This is a genomic window from Sphingopyxis sp. (assembly GCF_035998905.1).
Taxonomy (GTDB): domain Bacteria; phylum Pseudomonadota; class Alphaproteobacteria; order Sphingomonadales; family Sphingomonadaceae; genus Sphingopyxis.
This window is the reverse complement of the sequence record NZ_DASYHG010000015.1, coordinates 248,665-271,982: the sequence shown is the minus strand read 5'-3', so window position 1 is coordinate 271,982 and position 23,318 is coordinate 248,665. Positions and strand designations below refer to the sequence as shown.

General features: G+C 66.8%; 16 protein-coding genes. 7 read left to right on the top strand and 9 right to left on the bottom strand.

Going from position 1 to position 23,318, the window contains the following annotated elements:
* Together nth and VGN62_RS06725 are read left to right on the top strand one after the other, a co-directional pair.
* Positions 1–660, top strand: coding sequence for an endonuclease III (nth, locus tag VGN62_RS06730; RefSeq protein ID WP_327452098.1), 660 nt, complete (start codon positions 1–3; stop codon positions 658–660).
* A 66-nt stretch (positions 661–726) separates the two neighbouring features.
* A complete protein-coding gene (locus VGN62_RS06725; protein ID WP_327452096.1) occupies positions 727–2,097 on the top strand; it encodes a M20/M25/M40 family metallo-hydrolase in 1,371 nt (456 codons plus the stop codon).
* A 9-nt stretch (positions 2,098–2,106) separates the two neighbouring features.
* Here VGN62_RS06725 and VGN62_RS06720 read toward each other — a convergent pair whose 3' ends face one another.
* Complete coding sequence (locus VGN62_RS06720) at positions 2,107–3,006, bottom strand: AraC family transcriptional regulator (protein WP_327452094.1); 900 nt, start codon at positions 3,004–3,006, stop codon at positions 2,107–2,109.
* A 163-nt stretch (positions 3,007–3,169) separates the two neighbouring features.
* Here VGN62_RS06720 and VGN62_RS06715 point away from each other — a divergent pair, with 163 nt between their 5' ends.
* Together VGN62_RS06715 and VGN62_RS06710 are read left to right on the top strand one after the other, a co-directional pair.
* On the top strand, positions 3,170–3,904 hold the full coding sequence (locus VGN62_RS06715; RefSeq protein WP_327452092.1) for an SDR family oxidoreductase: 735 nt from the start codon (positions 3,170–3,172) through the stop codon (positions 3,902–3,904).
* A 73-nt stretch (positions 3,905–3,977) separates the two neighbouring features.
* The gene (locus VGN62_RS06710) at positions 3,978–4,367 is read left to right on the top strand and encodes a cupin domain-containing protein (protein ID WP_327452090.1); all 390 of its coding nucleotides are present in this window, start codon (positions 3,978–3,980) and stop codon (positions 4,365–4,367) included.
* Here the strand turns inward: VGN62_RS06710 and VGN62_RS06705 are convergent.
* A complete protein-coding gene (locus VGN62_RS06705; RefSeq protein ID WP_327452088.1) occupies positions 4,359–4,955 on the bottom strand; it encodes a TetR/AcrR family transcriptional regulator in 597 nt (198 codons plus the stop codon). The two genes, VGN62_RS06710 and VGN62_RS06705, sit on opposite strands and share 9 nt — an antisense overlap.
* Positions 4,956–4,988: 33 nt before the next feature.
* Here VGN62_RS06705 and VGN62_RS06700 point away from each other — a divergent pair, with 33 nt between their 5' ends.
* Genes VGN62_RS06700 through VGN62_RS06690 form a run of 3 tightly spaced genes read left to right on the top strand, consistent with a single transcriptional unit; the run spans position 4,989 to position 8,973 of the window.
* The gene (locus tag VGN62_RS06700) at positions 4,989–6,155 is read left to right on the top strand and encodes an aromatic ring-hydroxylating dioxygenase subunit alpha (RefSeq protein ID WP_327452086.1); all 1,167 of its coding nucleotides are present in this window, start codon (positions 4,989–4,991) and stop codon (positions 6,153–6,155) included.
* On the top strand, positions 6,152–7,372 hold the full coding sequence (locus VGN62_RS06695) for an FAD-dependent oxidoreductase (protein ID WP_327452084.1): 1,221 nt from the start codon (positions 6,152–6,154) through the stop codon (positions 7,370–7,372). Before VGN62_RS06700 ends, VGN62_RS06695 begins: the two co-directional genes overlap by 4 nt.
* Entirely contained in the window at positions 7,369–8,973 is a 1,605-nt protein-coding gene (locus tag VGN62_RS06690) for an NAD(P)/FAD-dependent oxidoreductase (protein WP_327452082.1), read from the top strand. Before VGN62_RS06695 ends, VGN62_RS06690 begins: the two co-directional genes overlap by 4 nt.
* Here the strand turns inward: VGN62_RS06690 and VGN62_RS06685 are convergent.
* The 7 genes from VGN62_RS06685 to VGN62_RS06655 form a co-directional block, all read right to left on the bottom strand.
* Positions 8,935–10,935 (bottom strand): ATP-binding protein, encoded by a 2,001-nt coding sequence (locus VGN62_RS06685; RefSeq protein ID WP_327452080.1) that lies wholly within the window; start codon positions 10,933–10,935, stop codon positions 8,935–8,937. The two genes, VGN62_RS06690 and VGN62_RS06685, sit on opposite strands and share 39 nt — an antisense overlap.
* Positions 10,936–11,186: 251 nt before the next feature.
* Positions 11,187–12,515: an APC family permease gene (locus VGN62_RS06680; protein WP_327452078.1), complete on the bottom strand. Its 1,329-nt coding sequence runs from the start codon at positions 12,513–12,515 to the stop codon at positions 11,187–11,189.
* Positions 12,516–12,519: 4 nt separating this feature from the next.
* The gene (locus tag VGN62_RS06675; RefSeq protein ID WP_327452076.1) at positions 12,520–14,994 is read right to left on the bottom strand and encodes a TonB-dependent receptor; all 2,475 of its coding nucleotides are present in this window, start codon (positions 14,992–14,994) and stop codon (positions 12,520–12,522) included.
* A gap of 141 nt (positions 14,995–15,135) precedes the next feature.
* The gene (locus VGN62_RS06670) at positions 15,136–16,950 is read right to left on the bottom strand and encodes a tetratricopeptide repeat-containing sulfotransferase family protein (protein ID WP_327452074.1); all 1,815 of its coding nucleotides are present in this window, start codon (positions 16,948–16,950) and stop codon (positions 15,136–15,138) included.
* 11 nt (positions 16,951–16,961) lie between these two features.
* Complete coding sequence (locus tag VGN62_RS06665) at positions 16,962–18,584, bottom strand: thioredoxin domain-containing protein (protein ID WP_327452072.1); 1,623 nt, start codon at positions 18,582–18,584, stop codon at positions 16,962–16,964.
* A 54-nt stretch (positions 18,585–18,638) separates the two neighbouring features.
* Positions 18,639–20,042 carry a M48 family metalloprotease gene (locus VGN62_RS06660; protein ID WP_327452070.1) on the bottom strand — a complete coding sequence of 468 codons (1,404 nt, stop codon included), beginning with the start codon at positions 20,040–20,042 and terminating at the stop codon, positions 18,639–18,641.
* Positions 20,043–20,214: 172 nt separating this feature from the next.
* On the bottom strand, positions 20,215–22,878 hold the full coding sequence (locus VGN62_RS06655) for a ribonuclease E/G (RefSeq protein WP_327452067.1): 2,664 nt from the start codon (positions 22,876–22,878) through the stop codon (positions 20,215–20,217).
* Between the last annotated feature and the right edge of the window lie 440 nt (positions 22,879–23,318).

The window sequence follows — 23,318 nt, the reverse complement described above, 5'->3', positions numbered from 1 at the left end:
ATGAAGAAAGCCGACATGTTCGAATTCTACCGCCGTCTCGCCGAACTCAACCCGAGTCCCGAGACCGAGCTGGAGTTCGGCAACACCTATCAATTGCTTGTCGCGGTCGTGCTGTCGGCGCAGGCGACCGACGTCGGGGTGAACAAGGCGACGCGGCTTCTTTTCCAGCAAGTGAAGACGCCGCAGCAGATGGTCGACCTCGGCGAAGAGGGGTTGAAGCAGCACATCAAGACGATCGGGCTGTTCAACGCGAAGGCGAAGAATGTCATCGCGCTCAGCGAAATCCTCGTGCGCGATTTCGGCGGCGAGGTGCCCGCCGACCGCGACACGCTCGTCGAATTGCCCGGCGTCGGGCGCAAGACCGCCAATGTCGTGATGAACTGTGCCTTCGGGGCGGAGACCTTCGCCGTCGACACGCATATCTTCCGCGTCGGCAACCGCACCGGCCTCGCGCCGGGCAAGACGGTGCTCGCGGTCGAGAAGAAGCTCGAGAAGGAGACGCCCGCGCCCTTTCGCGTCGGCGCACACCACTGGCTGATCCTCCACGGCCGCTATATCTGCAAGGCGCGCACGCCTGAATGCTGGCGCTGCCCGGTCGATGACCTGTGCCGCTACAAGCCGAAGACCCCGGCGCCGAAGGCCAAAAGGGTGGCGGCCTGAAATTCCGCTCGACAAGCGCGGCGCGAACCGATTGAACACAGCCGTTCAAAAAAGAGGGTCGAAAATATGCGCCTTGTTTCCGCGTTTCTTGCTTCCGCCGCCCTGCTCGCCGCTGCGCCCGCCCACGCCAAGCCGGCCGATACCGAGACGGCGAAGAAAATCCTGAAGGACAGTATCGCGATCCCGACCGTCGAGGGCCGCGGACAGGTGCCCAAGCTTGCGGCCTATTATGCGGGCGTGCTCAAGGCCGCGGGCTATGCCGACAGCGATATCGAAATCACCCCGATCGGCGAAACCGCGACCTTTGCCGCGACGCTGCACGGGACGACGAAGGCGAAGCCGATCGTCCTGCTCGGCCATATGGACGTCGTTGAGGCCGACCCCAAGGACTGGACGCGCGACCCCTTCGTGCCGGTCGAGGAGAATGGCTATATTTTCGGCCGCGGGTCGGAGGACAACAAGTTCGACGTATCGATGATGGTCGCGACGATGGCGCAGCTCAAGAAGGACGGCTTCAAGCCCAAGCGCTCGATCATCCTGCTGCTGTCGGGCGACGAGGAAACCTCGATGACGACGACGCGCGCGCTCGCAGCGAAGTATAAGGGCGCCGAATTCGCACTCAATGGCGATGGCGGCGGCGGGACGATCGGCGAGGACGGCAAGCCCAAATATTACGGGCTGCAGGCGGGCGAGAAAACCTATGCCGACTTCACGCTCGAGGTCACCAATCCCGGCGGCCACAGCTCGCGTCCGTCGGACACCAATGCGATCGTCCAGCTGTCGACCGCGCTCGCCAAGGTCGGTGCCTATCGATTCACGCCGCAGCAGAACGAGCTGACGAAGGTTGGCATGCCGATCGTCGCCGATCAGGTCGGCGGCGATATCGGCGCGGCGCTCAAGGCCTTTGCCGCCAACCCCGCCGATCCGGCGGCGATCGCGAAGATCCGCTCGGACCCCGAATATGTCGGGCAGATCGGGACCACCTGCGTGCCGACATTGGTCAAGGGCGGCCACGCCGAAAACGCGCTGCCGCAGCGCGCCACCGCGAACATCAACTGCCGTATCTTCCCCGGCGTCGCGGTCGAAACGGTGCGTGCCGAACTCGAGAAGATCATCGCCGACCCCGCGATCAAGGTGAATACCGATCCCGACGCCAGTGCGAGCGATGCATCACCCTTGCGTCCCGACGTCATGGCGGCGGTGACGAAGGCGGTCCACGCGCGCGCGCCGGGCCTGCCGATCATCCCGTCGATGAGCGCGGGCGCGACCGACTCCTATCATTTCCGCATCCAGGGCGTGCCGAGCTATGGCGTCGCGGGGCTGTTTTCCAAGGCGAGCGACAGCTTCGCGCATGGGCTCAACGAACGCGCGCCCGTCGATGCGATCGCCCCCGCGCTCGCGCATTGGGACAGCCTGCTGCGCGATCTGTCCAAATAGGAGCCGGCCCTAAGCCGACAATCCGAACTCCGGCGCCGCGCGCAGCCGCGCGGCGTCGCGCAGCGGCGGCAGGCCGAAGGTGCGGCTGTAATCGCGGTTGAACTGCGACGGGCTTTCATATCCGACGTGGAAGCCCGCACTTGCTGCGTCCATCGCGTCCGACACCATCAGCCGCCGCGCCTCGAGCAGGCGCAGCCGGGTGCGATATTGCAGCGGGCTGAAGCGCGTCACGCTCTTGAAATGTTCATGGAAGGACGACGGGCTCATCCCCGCCAGCCCCGCCAGATGGTCGATGCTGAACGCGCCGGCATAATGGTCCTTGATCCACGCCACCGCGCGGCTGATCTGGTGCAGCCGCGTGTCGGCGGTCGCAATATGACGCAGCATCGCGCCCTGCGATCCGGTCAGCAGCCGGTACAATATCTCGCGCTCGGCGAGCGGCGCCAGCGCTGCAATATCGTCCGGCGTGTCGAGCAGCCGCAATAGCCGGAGCGCGGCGTCGAGCAGGCCCGCGTCGGTGTTCCCGACCGCGATCGGCGGCGCATGGTCGCTTCGCGGCACGCGGGCATCGTGCGCGAGCAGCAATTCGCCGAGCACTGCAACGTCGAGATCGAGCTTCAGGCACAGATAGGGGTGGTCGGCGCTGGCATCGACGACCATGCCGCTCACCGGCAGGTCGACCGACACTACCAGGAACTGCGCGCTGTCGTAGATGAAGCTCGCATCGCCCAGCAGCACCCGCTTGCGTCCGCTGACTGCGAGGCAAAGCGACGGTTCGTACACGACGGGCATGGGCTCGCTCGGCTCGGAGCTACGGACAAGTGACACACGCGGAAGCGAGCAGGGGTGAATCCCGTCGGTCGGGCGGTGTCGAAGCAGGATCGACTGCATTTCTCTGAGTATTGTCATGATTCTGGTCTTGCAGTCTCGCCGCCTCCCAGCAAGCACAAAGCATCTCATCCGGAGGATCGTGCAATCATCGCGGAGGCCCGTTCTACCGCCTCCCGGCCGGATGGGTCCAAAAGCCGGTCGACGGACGGCAGAGGGCCGACCGGCTTTGATGGAGACGATCATGACCGCCACTACCGATAAAGTCATCCTGATCACCGGCGCGAGCAGCGGTATCGGCGCCGCGACGGCGCGCGAACTTGCCGCCACCGGCGCGAAACTGCTCCTCGGCGCACGCCGCACCGACCGGCTCGAAGCGCTCGCCGCCGAAATCGTTGTCGCGGGCGGCACTGCCGAATTTCGTGCGCTCGACGTCACCAGCCGCGACGACATGCGGGCGTTTGTCGATCACGCCATCGCGCGCTTCGGCCGCGTCGACGTGCTGATCAACAATGCCGGCATCATGCCGCTGTCGCCGCTCGCGGCGCTGGAGGTGCAGAATTGGGACGCGATGATCGACGTCAACATTCGCGGCGTCCTGAACGGCATTGCGGCGGCGCTCCCCGGCTTCACCGCGCAGGGTTCGGGCCATTTCGTCAACGTTGCCTCGCTTGGCGCCCATTATGTCGTGCCCACCGGCGCGGTCTATTGCGCGACCAAATTCGCGGTCTGGGCGATCACAGACGGCATCCGGCAGGAACATCAGGACGTGCGCGCGACGATCATATCGCCCGGCGTCGTCGAATCCGAGCTCGGCCATGACATCACCGATCCGGGCAGTGCCGCCGCGATGGCCGAATTTCGCAGCATCGCGATCACGCCCGACGCGATCGCCCGCGCAATCCGCTTTGCGGTCGAACAGCCCGTGGATGTCGACGTCAGCGAGATCATCGTGCGCCCCGTGAAGGGCAGCTTCTGATCGCTTCTAACCCTTCTCCGCCTCCTCTTTTGCGAATCGTTCGCACTTGGTAAGGGGAGGCGGGGAGAAGGCCATGCAGATAATGTTGCGCCGCGCGGCGGTCCGAGCCGTAACAGGGCTGACGCGTCTGGCGCGTTGGGCGACCGGCAGGCGCGGTCTGCCTTCGCAACCGCTCTTCCGCAGCTTCGGCCTCTATCGCGGCATCTATATCGGCGGCATCGCTATGCGCGAAAGCACGGGCTGGGAAAGGCATCCCGACGGCGACGAGGTGCTGACCTTGCTGTCGGGGCGATTCGATGTCGTCCTCGACGAAGACAGTGGCGAACGGGTCGTTGCGCTTACCCCGGGAAAAAGCGTCGTCGTCGCCCAGGGCGTGTGGCACCGGATGGTGATCCACGAACCCGGCGAACTCCTGTTCCTGACCCCCCGGCGATACGACCGAGCATCGCCCGCTCTAAGCTGAGAGCAGCGCCTCCACCGCGCGCTCGACCATCTGAACCGCCGCCTCGGCGCCGAAACTTTCGGCGTCGAGCGACAGTTCGAGCCAGAGCCCGTCGACCATCGCGGTCAGCATGATGGCGAGCCGCCCGGCATCGGCAGCGCCGCACGCATCAAGCAGCTCTCCGAGCCTTGCGCGATAGCCCGCGTAGCTTGTCGCGTGGATCGCGGCCATCCGTGCATCGCTGCGGGCGAGTGCCCAAAAGGCGGTCCATGCGCCGAGCAGTTCGGGGTCGGTCACCGGCGGGCGGAAGCTCGCGGTGAGATACGCCATCAGCCGGGCGCGTGGATCGGGTCCCGCGCCCGTGACCGCGGCGGCGAAAATCGCATCCATCCGGTCGCTCGTCGCCGCATAAGTCGCCGCGACCAGATCGTTTATGCCATCGAAATAGTGACGCAAAAGGCCGGGTGATACCCCCGCCTTCGCACAGATGGCGCGGACATTCGTCCCCGCCAGCCCCTGTTCGGCGAGCACCGCCGCAGTCGCCTCGATCAGGTCCGCCCGGCGGGCGTCGGCGCTTTCGCGCGTAAAGGCTTGGCGAGCGGCGGTCATATTGTTATACGTATGTATAACAAGGACAGGAATATGGCAACTGCACCGCTTCGCGATTCGAACATCGACCCGCTCGACGGCTGGTCGCTGCCGGCATGGACATACAGCGATCCCGATTTCTACGCGGCGGAAATGGAACGGATTTTCCGTCCGAGCTGGCAGGTCGTGTGCCACGACAGCGACATTCCGAACCCCGGTGACTGGCACAGCATCGACTATTGCGGCGAGAGCGTGATCCTGGTGCGCGGCACCGACCGGAATGTGCGCGCCTTCACCAATGTCTGCCGCCACCGCGGCTCGCGCCTCGTCGATGGCGCGGCGGGCTGCGCGAAGAAGCTCGTCTGTCCCTATCATGCCTGGACCTACGAGCTCGACGGCCGGCTGACCGGCGTGCCCGACAGTGCGAGCTATCCGACGCTCGACAAGGGCAAGGCGGGTCTCGTGCCCGTCGGCCTCGAACAATGGCACGGTTTCTGGTTCGTGCGGCTCGAAGACGATGGCGGCCCGTCGGTCGCCTCGATGATGGCGCCCTATGAGACGCAGGTTGCGCCCTATCGCTTCGAGGAACTCGGCGCGCTCGGCCGCGTCACGCTGCGCCCGCGCGAGGTCAACTGGAAGAATGTCGGCGACAATTATTCCGACGGCCTTCACATTCCCGTCGCGCACCCTGGCCTGACGCGCCTGTTCGGCAAAAGCTATGGCGTCGAGGCCGAGGATAATGTCGACCGCATGTGGGGCGATTTGATCGACCGGCCATCGGTCAACTGGTCCGAACGCATGTACCAGCGGCTGCTGCCTTCGGTGCCGCACCTGCCGGAGGCGAACCAGCGGCACTGGCTCTATTTCAAGCTGTGGCCGAACGTCGCCTTCGACATCTATCCCGATCAGGTCGATTTCATGCAGTGGCTGCCGACGGGGCCGACGACGTGCCTGATCCGCGAAATCAGCTACGTGCTGCCCGATGAGCGCCGCGAGATGAAGGCCGCGCGCTATTTGAACTGGCGCATCAACCGCCAGGTCAACGCCGAGGACACCGAACTGATCACCCGCGTTCAGCAGGGGATGCAGTCGAAAAGCTTCACCATGGGGCCGCTCAGCGACAAGGAAGTGTGCCTCAAGCATTTCTGTTCGCGGATGCGCAACCTGATCCCCGAAGCGCGGCTGGAGCGGGCGCCGAAGGCGGGATGGAGCCGCGCTTGAACGACAGCGCGCCCGTGGTGATCGTCGGCGGTGGACCCGCCGGCATGGTCGCGGGGCTGCTCTTCGCGCGTGCCGGGGTGCGCGTCACCGTGCTCGAAAAGCACGCCGACTTCCTCCGCGATTTCCGCGGTGACACGGTGCATCCCTCGACGCTCGAGCTGTTCAACGAGATCGGGCTTCTGGGTGAGCTGCTGAAGGAACCGCACGCCGCGATCGACACGATGACGCTCAACCTGCTGGGCGGGCGCTATACGATCGCGACGATGAAGCATCTGCCCGTCGCGGCGCGCTTCGTCGCGATGATGCCGCAATGGGATTTGCTCGATTTCATTGCCGGGCAGGGGAAGCGCTATCCGGCCTTCGACCTGCGCATGTCGACCGAGGCGACCGGGCTTACCTATGGCGACGCGGGCCGCGTCAGCGGCGTGACGCTCGCGAGCGGCGAAACCTTGCCCGCCCGGCTCGTCATCGCCGCCGACGGGCGCCGCTCGGTGCTGCGCGAGGCCGCCGAATTGCCGCTCGAAGATCTCGGCGCGCCGATGGACGTGCTCTGGTTCCGCATCCCGGTTCCCGCAGGCATGGATATGTCCGAAGTCGCGCTTGGCACGATCGACAAGGTCGGGATGGTCGTCGCGATCCCGCGCGGCGATTATTGGCAATGCGCACGGATCATCGAAAAGGGCGGTTTCGCGCCGATCGAGGCGCGGGGCATCGTGGCGTTCCGGGATGAGATCGTCGCGATCGCGCCCGGCCTCGCTGCCGGAATCGATGCGATCCAGAGCTTCGACGATGTGAAATTGCTCTCGGTCGCGCTCGACCGGCTGACGCGCTGGTCGCGTCCCGGCCTGCTCGCGATCGGCGACGCTGCGCACGCCATGTCGCCCGTCGGCGGCGTCGGGATCAACCTCGCGGTGCAGGACGCCGTCGCGGCGGCGAATATCCTCGCCGCGCCGCTCGCCGCCGGCGCCGACCCTGATCCGCTGCTGACGAAGGTGCAGGAACGCCGCTGGAAACCGACCACGCGGATGCAGGGGCTCCAGCGCTTCGCGCACCAGCGCGTCATCGAACCGATGCTCCGCGGTCAGATCACCCGCGTGCCCCTCGCGGTGCGCCTGCTCGATTCCATTCCGCTGCTGCGCCGCATTCCGGGCCGGGTCCTCGGCCTTGGGTTCGGCCGTCAGCATGTCCAGTCCCCGCTTGCGAAAGAGTTTCCATGACCAAAGCCTATGACGCGCTGATTATCGGCGCCGGCCACAACGGCCTCGTCTGCGCCTTCTATCTCGCGAAGGCGGGGCTGAAAGTGCGGATCGTCGAGGCGCGCGACGTTGTCGGCGGCGCCGCGGTGACCGAAGAATTCGCGCCGGGGTTTCGCAATTCGGTCGCGAGCTACACGGTCAGCCTGCTCCAGCCGAAGGTGATCGCCGACATGAAGCTCGCCGATCATGGCTACCGCGTGATCGAGCGGCCGATCAGCAATTTCCTGCCGCAGGAGGATGGCGGTTACCTCAAGCTCGGCGGCGGGCTCGAACGCACGCAGGCCGAGTTCCGCAAGTTCAGCGCGCGCGACGCCGAGGTGCTGCCGGCCTATTATGACGCGCTCGAAAATGTCGCCGAACTGCTCCGCGACCTTGCGCTGCGCGTGCCGCCGAACGTCGGCGAGGGTCTGCGCACCTTGCTCGACGGCGCGCGGCAGGGGCGGCGCTTCGCGGGGCTGAGCCTTGAGCAGCAGCGCGACGTGCTCGACCTCTTCACCAAGTCGGCGCGCACGATGCTCGACAGCTGGTTCGAAAGCGAGGCGGTCAAGGCCGCGTTCGGCTTTGATGCGGTGGTCGGCAATTATGCCAGCCCCGATACGCCGGGCAGTGCTTATGTGCTTCTCCATCACGTCTTCGGCGAAGTGAACGGCAAGAAAGGCGCGTGGGGCCACAGCGTCGGCGGGATGGGCAAGATCACCGAGATCATGGCAAAGGTTTGCCGCGACATGGGGGTCGAGATCAGCCTCGAAAGCCCCGTCGACAAGGTGCTCGTCGACGGCGGCAAGGCGGTCGGCGTGAAGCTCGTCGGCGGCGAGGAAATCGCAGCCGCTCGGGTGATCGCCAATGTCGGACCGAAGCTGCTCTACGAGCGGATGATGGACGCGAGCGACCTGCCTGCCGATTTCCAGCGCCGCATCAAGGGCTTCAAGGCGGGCAGCGGCACGTTCCGCATGAATGTCGCGCTCAGCGAGCTCCCGAAATTCACCTGCCTTCCCGAACCCGGCGAGCATCACCAGTCGGGGATCATCCTCGCGCCGACGCTCGACTATATGGACCGCGCCTTCCTCGACGCAAAACAGCATGGCTGGTCGAAGGCGCCGATCGTCGAGATGCTGATCCCGTCGACCGTCGACGACAGCCTCGCGCCGCCGGGGCAGCACGTCGCCAGCCTCTTCTGCCAGCAATTCGCGCCCGAGCTTCCGGACGGACGCGACTGGGACGACGAGGAGGAAGCCGCTGCCGACTGCATCATCGATACCGTCGAAAAGCACGCGCCGGGGTTCCGCGCGAGCATCGTCGCGCAGACGCGCCTGTCGCCCAAGGGCCTCGAACGCAAGTTCGGGCTCGTCGGCGGCGACATCATGCACGGCAATATGAGCCTCGACCAGCTTTGGGCCGCGCGCCCGGTGCTCGGCAACGGCGGTTACCGCGGGCCGGTGAAGGGGCTCTACATGTGCGGCGCGGGGACGCACCCCGGCGGCGGTGTGACCGGCGCGCCGGGGCACAATGCTGCCGAGGTGATCCTACGCGACCGGGGTTTCTTCGCGCCCCGGTGGCGCTAGCGCCGGTACCGCGCCGAAACCGATCGCCTGCGGCATCGCGGGACGCGCCGCCCGCTCGCGCCGCAGCCGGTCGAGCAGCGCCGCATCGTCGAGCGTGCCGAGGAAACGCGCCTGACGCGCGACGACCGCAAAGTCGCCGAGGGTCAGCCCATCGAGCCGGTCGAGCGTCCCCGGGGCTTCGCGCCCGAAGAAATGCGCGAACGCCCGCCGCGCGCGCGCCTCGTCGAGCCACCGCATTTCGACCTTGAATACGAAGCGCCGCGCCGACGCCGGGTCGAGCTTCGCCGCATGGTTGGTCGCCGCGGCGAAGGGCAGCGGATGATCCTCCATCCACGTCAGAAGCTCGTTGACCTGGCTCACCTCCCAGCCGCGCGTCGCGCCCCCGCGATCGGCGAGGAGGGAGTCGACCTCGTCGAAGAAGAGCATCGCCCCCTGCCGCTTCGCGTCGGCAAAGGCCGTGGCGATCGCCTTTTCGGTTTCGCCCACCCATTTCGACATCAGGTCCGACGCGCGCTTGACGTGCAGCGGCCGCCCGAGCCGGCGCGCGAGCGCCTGCACTGCCTCGGTCTTGCCCGTTCCCGGCGGTCCGGTAAGCAGCAGCGAGAAGTCGGCGGGCGCGTCCGCCCCGGCGAGCCGTGCGAACAGCGCGGGGAGGTCGGTGTCGGCGGCGAGCAAGCTCTCGTCGAACGCCCGCGGCGCGCGCGCCTCTACCGCCTCGCCGCGCATCGCGCCGAGGATCGAACCCGCAAAGCGGTTCGCGGCTTCGGGATCGCCGGCAAGCGCCGCCGCGCGCGCCGCGACGCGGAACAGCGACGCGGTTTCGGGCGCGCGCACCGCGAGCGCCTGCAGCGCGGGGTCGACTGCGACCTGCTCCTCGGCGCTGACGCGCGCGAGCATCGCCGGGCTGTGGCCCTGTCCGGGGAAATCCATGCGGATCGACAGGCTGAAGCGGCGCAGGATCGCGGGGTCGAGGTCGGCGATGCAGTTCGAGGTCCAGATCACGGGGACGACATTGTCCTCGATCAACCGGTTGACGAACAGCTTCGACCCCGCGCGCTTACGCACGCGGCCGCCCTGCTCGATGCGCGTGTCGCCGAGCATATCCTCCATCTCGTCGAACAGCAGCAGCGCGCGCCCGCGCTTTTCGAGCGTGCGCAGCGCCAGCCGCAGCGCAGCGAGGCGGTCGAAGCGGCTCGGCTCTTCGCCGTCGCTGTCGGCTTCGCCCACCGCGTGGAGCGGCTCGCCAAGCGTCGCGGCGAGCGTACGCGCGAGCTCGGTCTTTCCCGTGCCGGGCGGGCCGTGAATCAGGATGTTGATCCCGCGCGCGCCGTTCGCGAGCGCACCGCCGAGCAACGCCAGCGCCAGTTCGGCATCATGCTGTTGCGCCGGGAAGGCGGCGAGCGCGTGGCGCGCCGTCTGGCGCCGGCCGAGCAGGCCGTCGATCAGGCTGTCATGCTGCTCGGGCCGCGCGTCGAGCAGGCGCTCGAACGACCAGCAAAGCCCGAATTCGACCTTGCCTTCCTTGCTGGTCCAGCGCGCGACGAGATCGAGCCGCACCACCTCGGCGCCGCGGATCGCGTGCGGCGCGAAGCCGGTGAGCGCGCTCACCAGCGCCTCCATGTCGAGCGCCTCGCTCTCGACGAGCTTGGCAAGGCTGCGCGTCAGCGGGCCGCGCTCCATCGCCGTCGCGAGCAGCAACAGCGCACGCTCTTCGGCGGCGAGGTCGAGCGCGTCGGCCAGCCGGTTCGCCTTCACAAGGCTGTCCTCCTCGACCGCGCCTTCGGGTGCTACTTGCGGACCCGCGAGCAGCATGGCGCGATCGATTTCCTTTTCGATCATCCCGAACTGGCTTGCGCGCGTTCGGGCCCAGCCGAACAGCGCGCGCCCGGCCTTGCTTCTGCCCGGATGATCGAGCGCGATGGCCCGCGCGAGCGCGCGAGCCCAATGACTGTCGTGCAACATGAATATTTGCCTGCGGCCGGCGCGCAGACGCACTGCGCCTGCCGGCGAAAATCAATATGGCGGGATTGAGGGGATGCGGCGCCGCCAGCGGGCGCACCGCGTCAGGAAAAACGCGCTACGACAGCGGGCGGACGCCGCAGGGTATCAAGCCCTGGTAGTTCTGGCGGTCCGACACGTTACGTCTCCGATAAGCCCATATCCGGGCAGGTGGGGGCGGCCGTTAGGCCATTTCGCGCAATTTCGCAAGGCCGTCAGGCGGTGGCGGCGCCTCGTTGCCGCATGAGTAGGTAGATCGGCAGGCCCGCGGCGGTCATCAGCAGGCTCCAAAGGCTTGCCTCGAGCCCGGCGCCGTAAAAGGCCCAGCAGCTATAAACGAAGCCGATGATCGTCGCGGCGGCGAAGCCCGCCGAGACCTTGATCGTGCCCTGCCGCTCGAGGAGCAGCGCCGACGCGGCGCCGACGATATAGAGGATGATCGCGGTCGAGGTCGTTACCTTGACCATGAAGGCGAACAGGTCGGCGAGCCCGCGCGAATAATTGGCGTAAACGATCAGGCTCGCGAGCCCGCTCGACACGATCTGGGTGATCCACGGCGACGCGAACTTGTTGTCGCGCGCGAAGGCCGCTGGGAGCAGGCGCCGGTGTGCGAGGTCGCGCGGGATGTCGCCCTGGAGCAGCACGAAGCCGTTGAGCGCGCCGAGCGCGGCGATCGCCGCGAACAGCGCCACCACGTCGCCCGCTTCCGGGCTGACGAGGCGGCCGAAAAAGGTCGCATAGGCGGCGTTCGAGTCGTGCAGCACGTCGAGCGGCACCATCAGCGTCACCGTCGTGCACGACAGGAGGTAGAGCAGGCCGACCGCCGCCGCCGCGATGACCGTCGCGCGCGGGATCGTGCGTTCGGGATCCTTGACGCGGTCGCTGACGACGCACGCGCTTTCGAAACCGAGCAGCGCGAACAGCGTCAGCGTCGCGGCCGCGCTGACGCCGGACAGGCTGACCGGCTCGGTGCCCGCCATTGTCGGTGGGGGCGCCGCGCCGGTCCCGAGCGCCCAGACACCGACGAGCACCGCACCGATAACCGGAATCAGCTTGAGCCCGAGCGTCAGGAGCTGCGCCCCGCCGGCGCGGCGGACGCCGAACAGGTTGACCAAGGTGAAGAACCAGATGCAGCCGATCGCGATCCACGCGGGCAGGGCGCCCTTGTCGGCGAGCCATGGCATCAGGATCGACATATTGCTGATCGCCGCGACCGCGAGCGTTGCGACGACGGTCCAGCAGCTGATCCAGTAACTCCATGCGACGATGAAGCCCGTACCGGGGCCGAACGCCGCGGCGCCATAGGTGAAGGCGGCACAGCCTTCGGGCAATCGCCTCGCCAGCCGCGCGAACACGACCGCGAGGCAGAGCGTGCCCGCGATCGAGACGCCCCAGCCGATGATCGCATTCCAGCCGAGCGGCGCGAGGTCGCGCGGGAGCAGGAAGACCCCCGACCCGATCATATTGCCCATGCCGAGCGCGATGCACATCAAAAGGCCGAGCTTTTGGCCCGGCCTTTCGTTGTTGGTTGTCACATCGGTCACCCGGTCAGAATTCCTTGCTGACCTTGACCCCGATCAGTCGCGGCCGCACGACCGTGTCGTAGAAGACACCGCCGTTCGGAGTCACGCCGTCGGGATCGCCGCAAGTGGTTTCGAGGCACTGGACGCCGGCATTGATAGTGCCGTTGCTGTCGAACAAATTGGTCGCGAAGACCTCCGCCTTCCAGCTTTCGCCCTTCACCCCGACGCTGACGTCGGCGGTCGTATAGGCGTCGAACATCCCCTTGATGCTATTTTCCTGCGTGCGAAGATCGCTGCGCCGCTTGCCGATATGATTGACCGCAAACTGGACATGCGCGTTGAGGTCGCCGACCGGGAATTCATAGCGGGCGACGATATTGCCCTTGAACTTCGGCGTGACGGGCAGGCTGGTGCTCTTCGGCGCCAGCGTCGCGTTGATTTCGCTATCATCGTCGATCGCACCGCTTCCGTCGAGGTCGGCATCGAGCGAGCAATCGAACTCGGGATTGGCGATGGCGCAGAAATCGCGGCGGATCTCGGCATCATTATAGCTCATCCCCGCGTTGATCGAGAAGCCGTTCTGCCGGTAACCGAGGTCGAGTTCGATGCCGCGAATGCGCGCGACGCCCGCGTTGCGGATTTCGCTGAGCCCGTTGAGCCCGAGGAAGGAGAGCTGGATGTCGTTCCAGTCCTGCTGATAGACAGCGCCGTTGAAGCGCACCGGCCCCCAGCTCGTTTTCCACCCGAATTCGTAATTGTCGAGCGTATCCGACCCGTAAGGCGGCAGCGAGCCGCGCCGGTTGATGCCGCCGGGGCGGAAACCGCGCGACCAGGTCGCATAGACGAGCGCATCGTCGTTGAACTTGTAGGTCAGGTTGAGCTTGTGGATGAAGTCGGTCTTCTTCGTCCTTTTATCGAGGTTGGTGCACGGCGACCCGTCGACCACCGGCGGCCCCTGGCACGCATAGACCGGATTGCTGCTGAAACCGGGGTTGTTGTACCCGAAAAAGCCGACGAGGCTGTTGTCGAACTTGTACACGCGGCCGCCGCCGGTCAGCGTCAGCTTGTCGGTGATGTCGAAGCTGATTTCGCCGAACGCGGCATAGTCGCGGTCGACGCGGATTTGCTTGGTCAGCCAGATATTGTCGACGGTGCCGGGGACCTCGAGGTCGTCGGACAGGTCGTCGATGATATAATGCTGTTCGATATTATGCTTCTGGCGCTGCCAGAAGAGGCCGCCGATGAAGCGGATGCGGGCATCGGCGGGCGCGGCGACGCGCGCCTCGAAGAAATTGCGGCGGTACCGGTCGATGCCCCTGATATACTGGTTGGGGCTGATCTGGTCGCCGGCATTGTCATAGAGATAGACCGCCGATCCGGCGAGCGCGTCATAGAAATAGGCGTAGTCCGAATAGTCGCTCTGGACATCGGTCTTGCGGCGGAGGTGGCCGCCGGTGACGGTCAGGTCCCAGTTGCCGAGCTTGCCCTCGATCGTCAGCGCGGCCTGCAGCCATTTGTCCTTCGACGATTCGGGATTGTACTGGACCGTCTGCAGCTTGCCGGTGACCGAATTCGACCGCTCCTGCGCAAAGCTGCCGTTGGTCTTCTGGATCTGGCCCATGATCGTCGGGCGCAATGTCCAGTCGTCGTCGAGATCGATGCCGAGCGCGAGGCGCGCGCCATAGGTGTCGGCGTCGTTATAATTCTTCTTCGCCAGATCGGCGTTGGTCTGGGTGATGTCGTCGCCGGGTGCATCGACGAGCGTGTCATTCTCGCCATCGCCGTCGGTGTCGGTCGGTTGCCAGATGCGATAGGTGCGGCTGCCCGGGATATTGTCGATATAACCCGCGTCGTGGCGGTACCAGCCGACGAGGCGCAGCGCCGCGCGCTCGCCGAGCGGGGCGTTGATGAAACCCTCGACGACGCCGCCGAAATCGCCGTGCGCGACATTGTTGAGCTCGACCCCGACCTCGCCATAGGTGCCGCTGGTGTCGGGCTGGTTGGTGACGAGCTTGATCGTGCCCGCCATCGAACTCGCGCCATAGAGCGTGCCCTGCGGCCCCGCGAGTGCCTCGACGCGTGCGAGATCATAGGCGTGGATGTCGAGCGCGCCCTGGATCGTCGTGATCGGCATTTCGTCGAGATAGGTGCCGACGGTCGGCAGCGACGCCGAATGGTTGGCATTCTCGCCCGACGCGACGCCGCGGAAATAGACCTGGCTGAACCCCGGCGCGGCGGTCTGGATTGTCACCGACGGCAGGAATTTGACGACGTCCTGGAATTCCTTGACCTGCAGCTCGTCGAGCCGCTCGGTCCCGATCGCGGTGATCGCGAGCGGCACATCCTGCAGATTCTGTTCGCGCTTCGACGCGGTGACGACGATGTCGCGGTCGTCGTTGGTGTTGCTTTGCTGGGCCAGCGCGGTTCCCGACGTGCACAAGATCGTGCTGCCAAGCAGGAAAGCGCCGCTTTTGGTCAATGCTGCCGATAGTTTCCGCATGGAATCCCCCTCACATGACAGTCCTGTGACGGAGCATGACGCAGCATCGCGCAAGCGCAAGCATTGTTGGCGCGGCGGCGCAGTCGCTGGTCGAAAATGTCGTCCGCTGTTGCCCAAAGGCAACGTTTTGTCGCGCGCCGTTCAGCCGAAATCGGCGGGAGCGGCCGGATAGGCGCCGAGGACCGGGCCGAGCGCGTGCTCGAGCGGGTCGAGCCAGGCCGCATAGGGTTGCCACTGGCCGACGCCGTCGCGATTGATCGGCTTGCGCACCTGTTCGCTCGACGCGGTGCGCACCGCGCGCGCGCTGGCGTGGAAGGCCAGACACGCCTCTTCGAAGGGCTGGTTCAGAAAGGCGAGCATCGCGCGTACTTCGGCCTCGGGATCGTCGAGCAAGGCTTCGTGGATCACGCGGTGGACGCGGCCCGGTTGCACCGCGTCGATATGCGCCATCAACCGGACATAGTCGCGGTAGTAGCCGCCGACGTCGGCGAGGCCGTAGCTGAACGCCTGCCCCCGCGCATAATGCTGGCGGAAGTTCGAAAAACAGCAATCGAGCGGATGGCGCCGCGCGTCGATGATCTTCGCATTCGGCAGGATCAGGCGGATGAAGGCGGTGTAAAGCCAGTTGTTCGGCAATTTGTCGATATAGAAGGGCTTGGCGGTCTTGCGCTGCACCGCGGTGCGCTGGAGGAAGGCCGCGCCGAGTTCGGCGAGCCGCGCGGGCGGCGTTTCGGCCAGCGCCTCGATCCAGCGGCGGCCGTCGTCATACGCCTCGCGGCCGAGGCCGAGCGCGAGCGCGGGGATATCGGGCAATTCCATCGTGCCCTCGATCGCCGAATGGCAGCTGAGGATCTGTTCGATCAGCGTCGACCCGGCGCGCGGCATGCCGAGGATGAAGACCGGATCGGGTGCCGGGTCGCCGACGCCCGCGCGCGCCGCGAAAAATTCGGGCGTACAGGCGGCGATGATCGCGTCGACCATCGCGCTTGTTTCGGCGGACCGATAGCCGAGCTGGGCGGACCGGATCGCGTTGCCCGCGGCATAATGGCGAAAGGCCGGCTCATGCTCGGCCACATCGTCATACGCCTTGCCGAGCGCGAAATGCAGGTGCAGCCGGTCGTCGGCGCGCGCGTCGCCTTCGGGTTCGGCGGCAATCAGCGCGGTTTCCATCGCGGCGCGATCTTCGACGTCGAAGCGGATGGTCTTGAGGTTCGCGAGGCTCCACCAGATTTCGCCAAGCCCCGGATCGGCAGCGAGCGCGCGGCGATAGGAGGCGATGCTGTCGTCCTGCCGCCCCACGGTCTTGAGCATATGACCATGGCTCATCCACAGCTTGGCATGGTCGGGAAAGCGGCGCGTCAGCTCCTCATAGAGCGCAAGCGCCTCGTCATAGCCGCCGATGCGCCCGAGCGCGGCGGCGCGCAGGTTCGCGTGCGCGGGATTGTCGGGATCGTCGCCCAGCACCGCTTCGAGCGTCGCGGCGGCTTCGGCGAAGCGGTTCTGCTTGTAATAGACGGTCGCGAGATTGGCGCGCGCGGCGCCGAAGCCAGGCGCGAGCTGCAACGCGCGCGACAGCAATTTTTCGGCATCGTCATAGCGCCCGATGCGCCCGGCGACCTCGGCGAGCATACGGATCGCCGCGACATCGGTTGCATCCTCGCGCAGCCGCTGGCGGAGCGCCGCCTCGGCGTCGGGAAGCCGGTCCTCGGCGAGCGCGAGCGCCGCGTCGACCATCGCCTCGTCGTGGATCGTCGCTCCGACCGCCGCAAGCGAGGCCGCCTGCGCCGCTTCCTCGCGGCCCAGCGCGCGCAAGGCATGGGCGGAAAGGCGGTGCGCCGCCGCCGAGGTGGGGACGGCGTCGATAATCGCCTGCGCCTGCGCGAGCGCGGCAGCCGGTTCGCCGTTCAGCAGGCGGCGGGCGTTGGCGAGCGCTTCATCGTGCGAGACGGTCGCCATGCCCGCGCCGTTCAGCTTTTCGCCGCGCGGGCCTTCGCGACGGCCTGTTTCAGCCCGTCGTAACCGATCTGCCCCTGGAACAGCTGGTTGCCGACGATCCACGTCGGGGTGGCGTTGAGCTGCAGCTGGGTCGCGATCGCGAGGTTGCTGTCGAGTTCACGCTGGAACAGCGCTTCGTTCGCGGTCGCGTCGGCGGTGCCGTCGGTGACGACGCCGACCTTCTCGGCCGCTGCCGCGATCGCCGCCTTGTCGAGCGAGCCCGCCGCGAACATCGCGTGGTGGAAGGCGTCATATTTGCCCTGCCGCGCGGCGGCGAGCGCCATGATCGCGGCATCGCGGCTCTGCGGTGCGATGATCGGCAGTTCGCGGAACACGACTTTCAGGCGCTTGTCCTCGCGGATCAGCCGGTCGACGTCGGGCACGCTCGCGCGGCAGAAACCGCACGCATAGTCGGTGAACACGACCAAAGTGACGTCGCCGTCGGCGTTGCCCGCCCACGCGCCCGCATAGGGTTTTTCGAGTGCGGGGCGGATCGCGTCGATCGCCTTGGCGACTTCGCGCCCGCGCTGCGCTTCGAGCGCCTCTGGAATGAGCTGCGGGTTCGCCTTGATATAGTCGGCAACGATGGTCTCGACCTCGCCCTTGCTCATCCCGCCGCCGAGGCGGCCGCCGAGCCAGAATACGGCGGCAAGCAGCAAGAGGCCGCCGAGCGCCAGGCCCCATTTACGCGTGAAAACGCCTTCCATCCCGGTCCCCTCGATGCGTGGCAAGCGCTGCGACGCCATGGCTTTGGCGCCCGCGGTCTTTTTCGGTGGCTGCGCGACCGGCGAACGGTCGTCGCCTTCCATGGCATATGCGGCGCCCGCGGGCGCCGGCTTCGCTACAGCCGGGATCGCCGCGTCGCCCGCGAACAGCGGCAGGTCCGGCGCGGCGCTTGCTACCGCCGCTGCTTTCGCCTCCGCCTCTTCGCGTGCGAGCAATTGTTCGAGCCCCGAAGGCGGCGGCGCCAGCTCCTCGCGCGGCGCTGGGCGCAGCTTGCTGGCGGCATCACCGATGCCGTCGCGCAGGCTTTCGCCGCTCGCCTTGGCGATATCGACGACCCCGGCCTTGGTCTTTTCCGCGACTTCGCCAAGCCCGCGCCCGGCCTCGCTCGACAGCTTTCGTGCCTTGTCGCCGAGCGCCATCTTGTCCCACGCCTCGCCGCTCGCCTTGGCCGCGGCGCGGCCCGCCTGCGCCGATCCGCGTCCCGCCGCGCGCGCGGTACGCGCGGTCAGGGCGCCGGTTTTCGCGGCAAGCTCGCGCGAGCGGCGCGGGATTTCCATCGCCTCGACGCGCGCGGGGATGTCGGCGCGTTCGCCGACGCGGATCGTCCATTCGGCAAAGGCGCTGCTGCCGGTGCGCAGTGCGCGCCACAGCCCGGCGGCGGCGGCGCCGATCTGGTCCGATGTGACCACGGGTTTGCGCGCGGGCGCGTCCTGCGCGGGATAGCGCGACACGTCGATGCCGATGGGCGGCGTTTCGCGCGGTTTCGCCAATCCCTCGTCGGGCGCCGCGGGCGGCAGCGGCGCTGCCCCCGGCGTCGGCGCGGGGTCGCGCAGCCACGGCTGGTAATAATCGTCTTTTCTATCAGTCACTTGTTGCCCTTGCGCATCATTGGCGATGCGGTTCCCGCTTTATCTCGATTGAATCTAACGCCGTTTGCGCTCGCGTTCCACCTCGGCGCGAGCGACCAGCGAAATATCCTGTGCACGGATCCAGTCGGGCGACCCCTGGGGCAGGCCCTGCATCGCGGCTTCGGCATTACGCAGCGCGAGCCCCGACTGTCCACCCTCCAAACTGTAGCGTTCGGCCGAGGCGAGCGCCGCGCGCGCCTGATCGCCCTTGTTCGCATAGACGATCCCGAGCTGGTACCAGGCGAACGGGTTCTGGTTGTCGAGCGCCACCGCGGTTTTAAGCACCTCTTCGGCTTCGGCGAAATTGCCCGGATCCTCGGTCGCGATCAGCGCGTGGCCCAGCGTCGCGCTGATCAACGGCTGCGACCGCGACTGGGCGACCGCCTTGCGCAGCGCGGGGATCGCCTCCTTCGGCCGCCCCGATTCGAGCAGGACCTGGCCTTCGAGTTCGAGGAAATAGGGATCGTTCGGATTGGTCGCGAGCAGCCCTTCGACCTCGGCCAGCGCTTTCTGCGGATAGGCGCTCTTGTGCCAGGCATAGGCGCGGGCATAGCGCGCCGGGATGCTGGTGTTGCTTTCGGGGAATTTGCGCAGCGTCCGCTCGGGCTCGGTCATATAGCCCGACAGCTTGGCCTTGATGCGCTGGAATCGCTTTTCGATTGCGGGGTCGGCGGGCTTGTTCCACGCGGGGTCGATCACATAGACCTCGCGCAGCGCCTGGATACGGTCGCCCGACATCGGGTGGGTGCGGCCATAGGCCTGATCGTCGTCCTGCTTCACGGCATAGCGGAATTCGAGATTCTGCAATTTCTTGAAGAAGGCCAGGCTGCCGCGGCCGCTGATCCCCGCTTTCGACAGATATTGCGCGCCGGCGGCGTCGGCGGTCGATTCCTGCACGCGGCTGAAGGCGAGGAACTTGCCGAGCGCGGCCTGCTGGCCTGCCATCATCACGCCCATGCCGGCCTCGCCCGCACCCGCCGCGATCGCCGCGGCGCCGAGCAGCAGGCTGAGCAGCGAGATGCCGGTCGCGGTTTTCGCGCCCTCGTTCACGCGGATCGCGTGGCCGCCCATCACATGGCCGAGTTCGTGCGCGAGCACGCCCTGCACCTCTTCGGCGCTGTCGGCGGCCTCGATCAGCCCGCTGAAGACGTAAATGTCCTGGCTGCCCGCGACAAAGGCGTTGATGCTGCGATCGCCGAGCAAATGGACGCGCACCTGTCCGGGCTGGAGCCCCGCGGCGACGAGCAGCGGATCCATCATGTCCTGGAACAGGGCTTCGGTTTCGGCGTCGCGCAGGATCGACTGCGCCATCGCCGGGCGCATCGCGATGGCGAACATCGCGAGCAATGTCAGCAGGATACGGAAAATCGGGCGCAGCCTTTGCACCCCGGACACGGTCTGCGGCGGGAAAGCGGTCATCCCCGCCTCTCTTGCGCCGCGCGCCTGAACCCCAAGTGAAGCCATATGGGCTTATTGGGGGCCAGTGCGCGCGGACGCAAGGTCAGCTTGCGAATTCTGCGATCAGTTGCCGCCGATCAATTGCCACCCGATCGGCTTGCACGATCGATTGCCGCCAGATCGGCTTGCACGATCAATTGCCGAAGGTGCGTTGCCACCAGCCGCGGCGCGGTTCGCCGTCGGGGCTTTCGCCTTCCTCGTCGCCGTTCGCGGCAACCGGTTCGGCCTCGCGCGTGGCGGCGGCTTCCGGAGCGGCTTCGGCAGCGACGGCCTTTTTCGCCCGGCTGGCGCGCTTCTTCGGCGCGGGCTTGGCGGGTTCGGCTTCGGCGGCGGGGGCTTCGGCTTCAGCCGCTGCGGCTTCGACCGGAGCTTCGGCCACGACCGTCTCGGCTTCTGCTGCCGCGGCTTCGGCGGCGGCCGCAGCCTTGGTCTTGCGCGGCGCGCGCTTGCGCTTCGGCTTTTCCTCGGCGACCGGGGCTTCTTCGGCGACCGCTTCGACGGCTTCGACCGCCTCTACCGGTGCGGCTTCCGCCTCGGCTGCGGTCTCGTCGGCGGTTTCTACCGTATCGGCCTTCTTGCGGCCACGGCCACCCCGGCGGCGGCGCGGCTTGGCTTCGGCTTCTTCGGCGTCCGCCTCGGGGGCAGCCTCGACCACCTCGACCGGCGCGGTTTCGCCTTCGTCGGCCTCGGCGCTGTCGCCTTCGCGGTCGTCCTCGCTGTCGCTGCCTTCGACGATTTCATTGCCCTCGTCGTCGCGGCGGCCACGGCGGCCACGGCGGCGGCGGCGGCGGCGCTTGCGGCCCTCACCATCGCCTTCGCCGTCCTCACGGGCGCCTTCTTCGCGGTCACGCGAACGCGCGGGGCGTTCGTCGGCCGCCTCTTCTTCAGCTTCTTCTTCCTCGTCCTCGGGATAATCGTCGTCATCGTCTTCGATCGGCGCGATCGGGGCGAAGCTGCGCCGCGCGATCGGCGGCGGGCCGCTGACCTCGACCGCCATGCGCGCACCTTCGGTTTCGCCGTCGGGCAGGATTTCGACCGTGACGCCGTAGAGTTCCTCGATTTCGCGCAGTTCGCGGCGCTTTTCGTTGAGGAGGTAGAAGGTCGCTTCCTGGCTCGCGCGCAGGGTGATCTTGTTGCCCTTGCCGCGTGCGGCTTCCTCTTCGATCAGGCGCAGCGCGCTGAGGCCCGCCGACGAGGCGGTGCGGACGAGGCCGGTGCCCTCGCAATGCGGGCACGGGCGCGTCGAGGCTTCGAGCACGCCGGTGCGCAGGCGCTGGCGGCTCATTTCCATCAGGCCGAAGCCCGAGATGCGGCCGACCTGGATGCGCGCGCGGTCGTTCTTCAGCGCATCCTTCATCGCGCGTTCGACCTTACGGACGTTCGAGCCATGATCCATGTCGATAAAGTCGATCACGACAAGGCCTGCCATGTCGCGCAGGCGGAGCTGGCGCGCGATTTCGGCCGCGGCCTCGAGGTTGGTGCTGAGCGCGGTCTGCTCGATATTATGCTCGCGCGTCGACCGGCCCGAGTTGATGTCGATCGACACCAGGGCCTCGGTCGGGTTGATCACCAGATAACCGCCCGATTTCAATTGGACGACGGGATTGAGCATCCCGGCGAGCTGGTCCTCGACGCCGTAGCGCTGATAGAGCGAGACGGGATCGGCATATTGCTTCACGCGGCGTGCATGGCTCGGCATCAGCAGTTTCATGAACTGCTTCGCGGCCTTGTAGCCCTCGTCGCCCTCGACGAGCACTTCCTCGATGTCCTTGTGATAGATGTCGCGGATCGCGCGCTTGACGAGGTCGCTGTCCGAATGGATCAGCGCCGGTGCCGAGCTGCCCAGCGTATTCTCGCGAATCTCGTCCCACAGGCGTGCGAGATAGTCGAAGTCGCGCTTGATCTCGACCTTGGTGCGGCTCATCCCGGCAGTGCGCACGATGCAGCCCATCGTCGGCGGCAGCGCGAGTTCGTCGATCATCGCCTTCAGCTTGCGGCGATCGGCGCCGTTCGAAATCTTGCGGCTGATCCCGCCGCCGTGCATCGTGTTCGGCATCAGCACGCAATAGCGGCCGGCGAGCGACAGATAGGTGGTGAGCGCGGCGCCCTTGTTGCCGCGTTCTTCCTTGACGACCTGGACCAGCATCACCTGGCGGCGACGGATGACGTCCTGGATCTTGTAGCGGCGGCGCAGCGACATGCGGCTTTCGCCGTCCTCGTCGTCGTTGCGGCGCCCGCGTCCGCGGCCCCGGCCGCCCTTGCGGCTGTCACGCCCGCGGCGCTTGCGGTCGCCGCGGCCATCCTTGCCTTCCTCGGCGCCTTCTTCGCTCTCGCCATCCTCGGCGTCGCCGTTTTCGGCAGCCTCTTCCTCGTCGCCATCGGCGTCTTCGCCGATGGTTTCGGGGGCAGGGGCATCGCCATTTTCGTCTTCGTCATGATATTCGACGTCGGCGACATCGCCTTCGAGCTCGTCGAGGTCTTCCTCGGCGCGCTGCGCGGCGGCGGCGGCATGTTCGGCCTCTTCGCGCAGCAGCGCGTCGCGGTCTTCCTTCGGAATCTGGTAATAATCGGGGTGGATTTCGCTGAACGCGAGGAAGCCGTGGCGATTGCCGCCATATTCGACGAACGCCGCCTGAAGCGACGGTTCGACACGGGTTACCTTGGCCAGATAGATATTGCCCTTGAGCTGCTTGTGCTCGGCGGACTCGAAATCAAACTCCTCGATGCGGTTTCCCTTGGTGACGGCGACCCGGGTTTCTTCCCGGTGCCGCGCGTCGATCAACATGCGCGTGGTCATTAGATACACTCCAAGCGCGCCTCGGCGCGCCCTCAAAAAATCCCGCGACCCTCCCCGAGGAAAGGCCACGGCGGATACGGGTGAAAGGATAAAAGACGTTATTGCCGAAAAGGGCCTGCGTCCGGTCGTGGACGCGCATGCGGTCTTCAAATCCGGCGACGGCCGGGGCGAAAGCGCCCGCGTCGGGATCCAAAGAGGGCATGGCAAGCCTCATGCGGCATCAACCTGTTACGGGATGAGCGGGCGGGCAGGGCGGGCGTGATGCGCACGCCCCGACTGTCCGGTCAACCGGGTGGACTGACGGCAGGTCGCCCTTCCCCGTATGTCCGGCGCCAAGGCGGCCATGTTCCGCGGTTTCGCGGAGCAGGCCTTCCCCTCAAAAGGCCGGACGGCACCGGGAACGACACCGTCAGTGAGGGCGTGCTAGCATCGGCACGGGC

Bases quoted from the DNA above. Each gene is read 5' to 3' on its own strand.
- VGN62_RS06690 (WP_327452082.1), top strand. From the start codon at position 7,369: ATGACCAAAGCCTATGACGCGCTGATTATCGGCGCCGGCCACAACGGC.
- nth (WP_327452098.1), top strand. From the start codon at position 1: ATGAAGAAAGCCGACATGTTCGAATTCTACCGCCGTCTCGCCGAACTC.
- VGN62_RS06670 (WP_327452074.1), bottom strand. From the start codon at position 16,950: ATGGCGACCGTCTCGCACGATGAAGCGCTCGCCAACGCCCGCCGCCTG.
- VGN62_RS06675 (WP_327452076.1), bottom strand. From the start codon at position 14,994: ATGCGGAAACTATCGGCAGCATTGACCAAAAGCGGCGCTTTCCTGCTT.
- VGN62_RS06725 (WP_327452096.1), top strand. From the start codon at position 727: ATGCGCCTTGTTTCCGCGTTTCTTGCTTCCGCCGCCCTGCTCGCCGCT.
- VGN62_RS06720 (WP_327452094.1), bottom strand. From the start codon at position 3,006: ATGACAATACTCAGAGAAATGCAGTCGATCCTGCTTCGACACCGCCCG.
- VGN62_RS06705 (WP_327452088.1), bottom strand. From the start codon at position 4,955: ATGACCGCCGCTCGCCAAGCCTTTACGCGCGAAAGCGCCGACGCCCGC.
- VGN62_RS06715 (WP_327452092.1), top strand. From the start codon at position 3,170: ATGACCGCCACTACCGATAAAGTCATCCTGATCACCGGCGCGAGCAGC.
- VGN62_RS06660 (WP_327452070.1), bottom strand. From the start codon at position 20,042: ATGACCGCTTTCCCGCCGCAGACCGTGTCCGGGGTGCAAAGGCTGCGC.
- VGN62_RS06700 (WP_327452086.1), top strand. From the start codon at position 4,989: ATGGCAACTGCACCGCTTCGCGATTCGAACATCGACCCGCTCGACGGC.
- VGN62_RS06710 (WP_327452090.1), top strand. From the start codon at position 3,978: ATGCAGATAATGTTGCGCCGCGCGGCGGTCCGAGCCGTAACAGGGCTG.
- VGN62_RS06655 (WP_327452067.1), bottom strand. From the start codon at position 22,878: ATGACCACGCGCATGTTGATCGACGCGCGGCACCGGGAAGAAACCCGG.
- VGN62_RS06685 (WP_327452080.1), bottom strand. From the start codon at position 10,935: ATGTTGCACGACAGTCATTGGGCTCGCGCGCTCGCGCGGGCCATCGCG.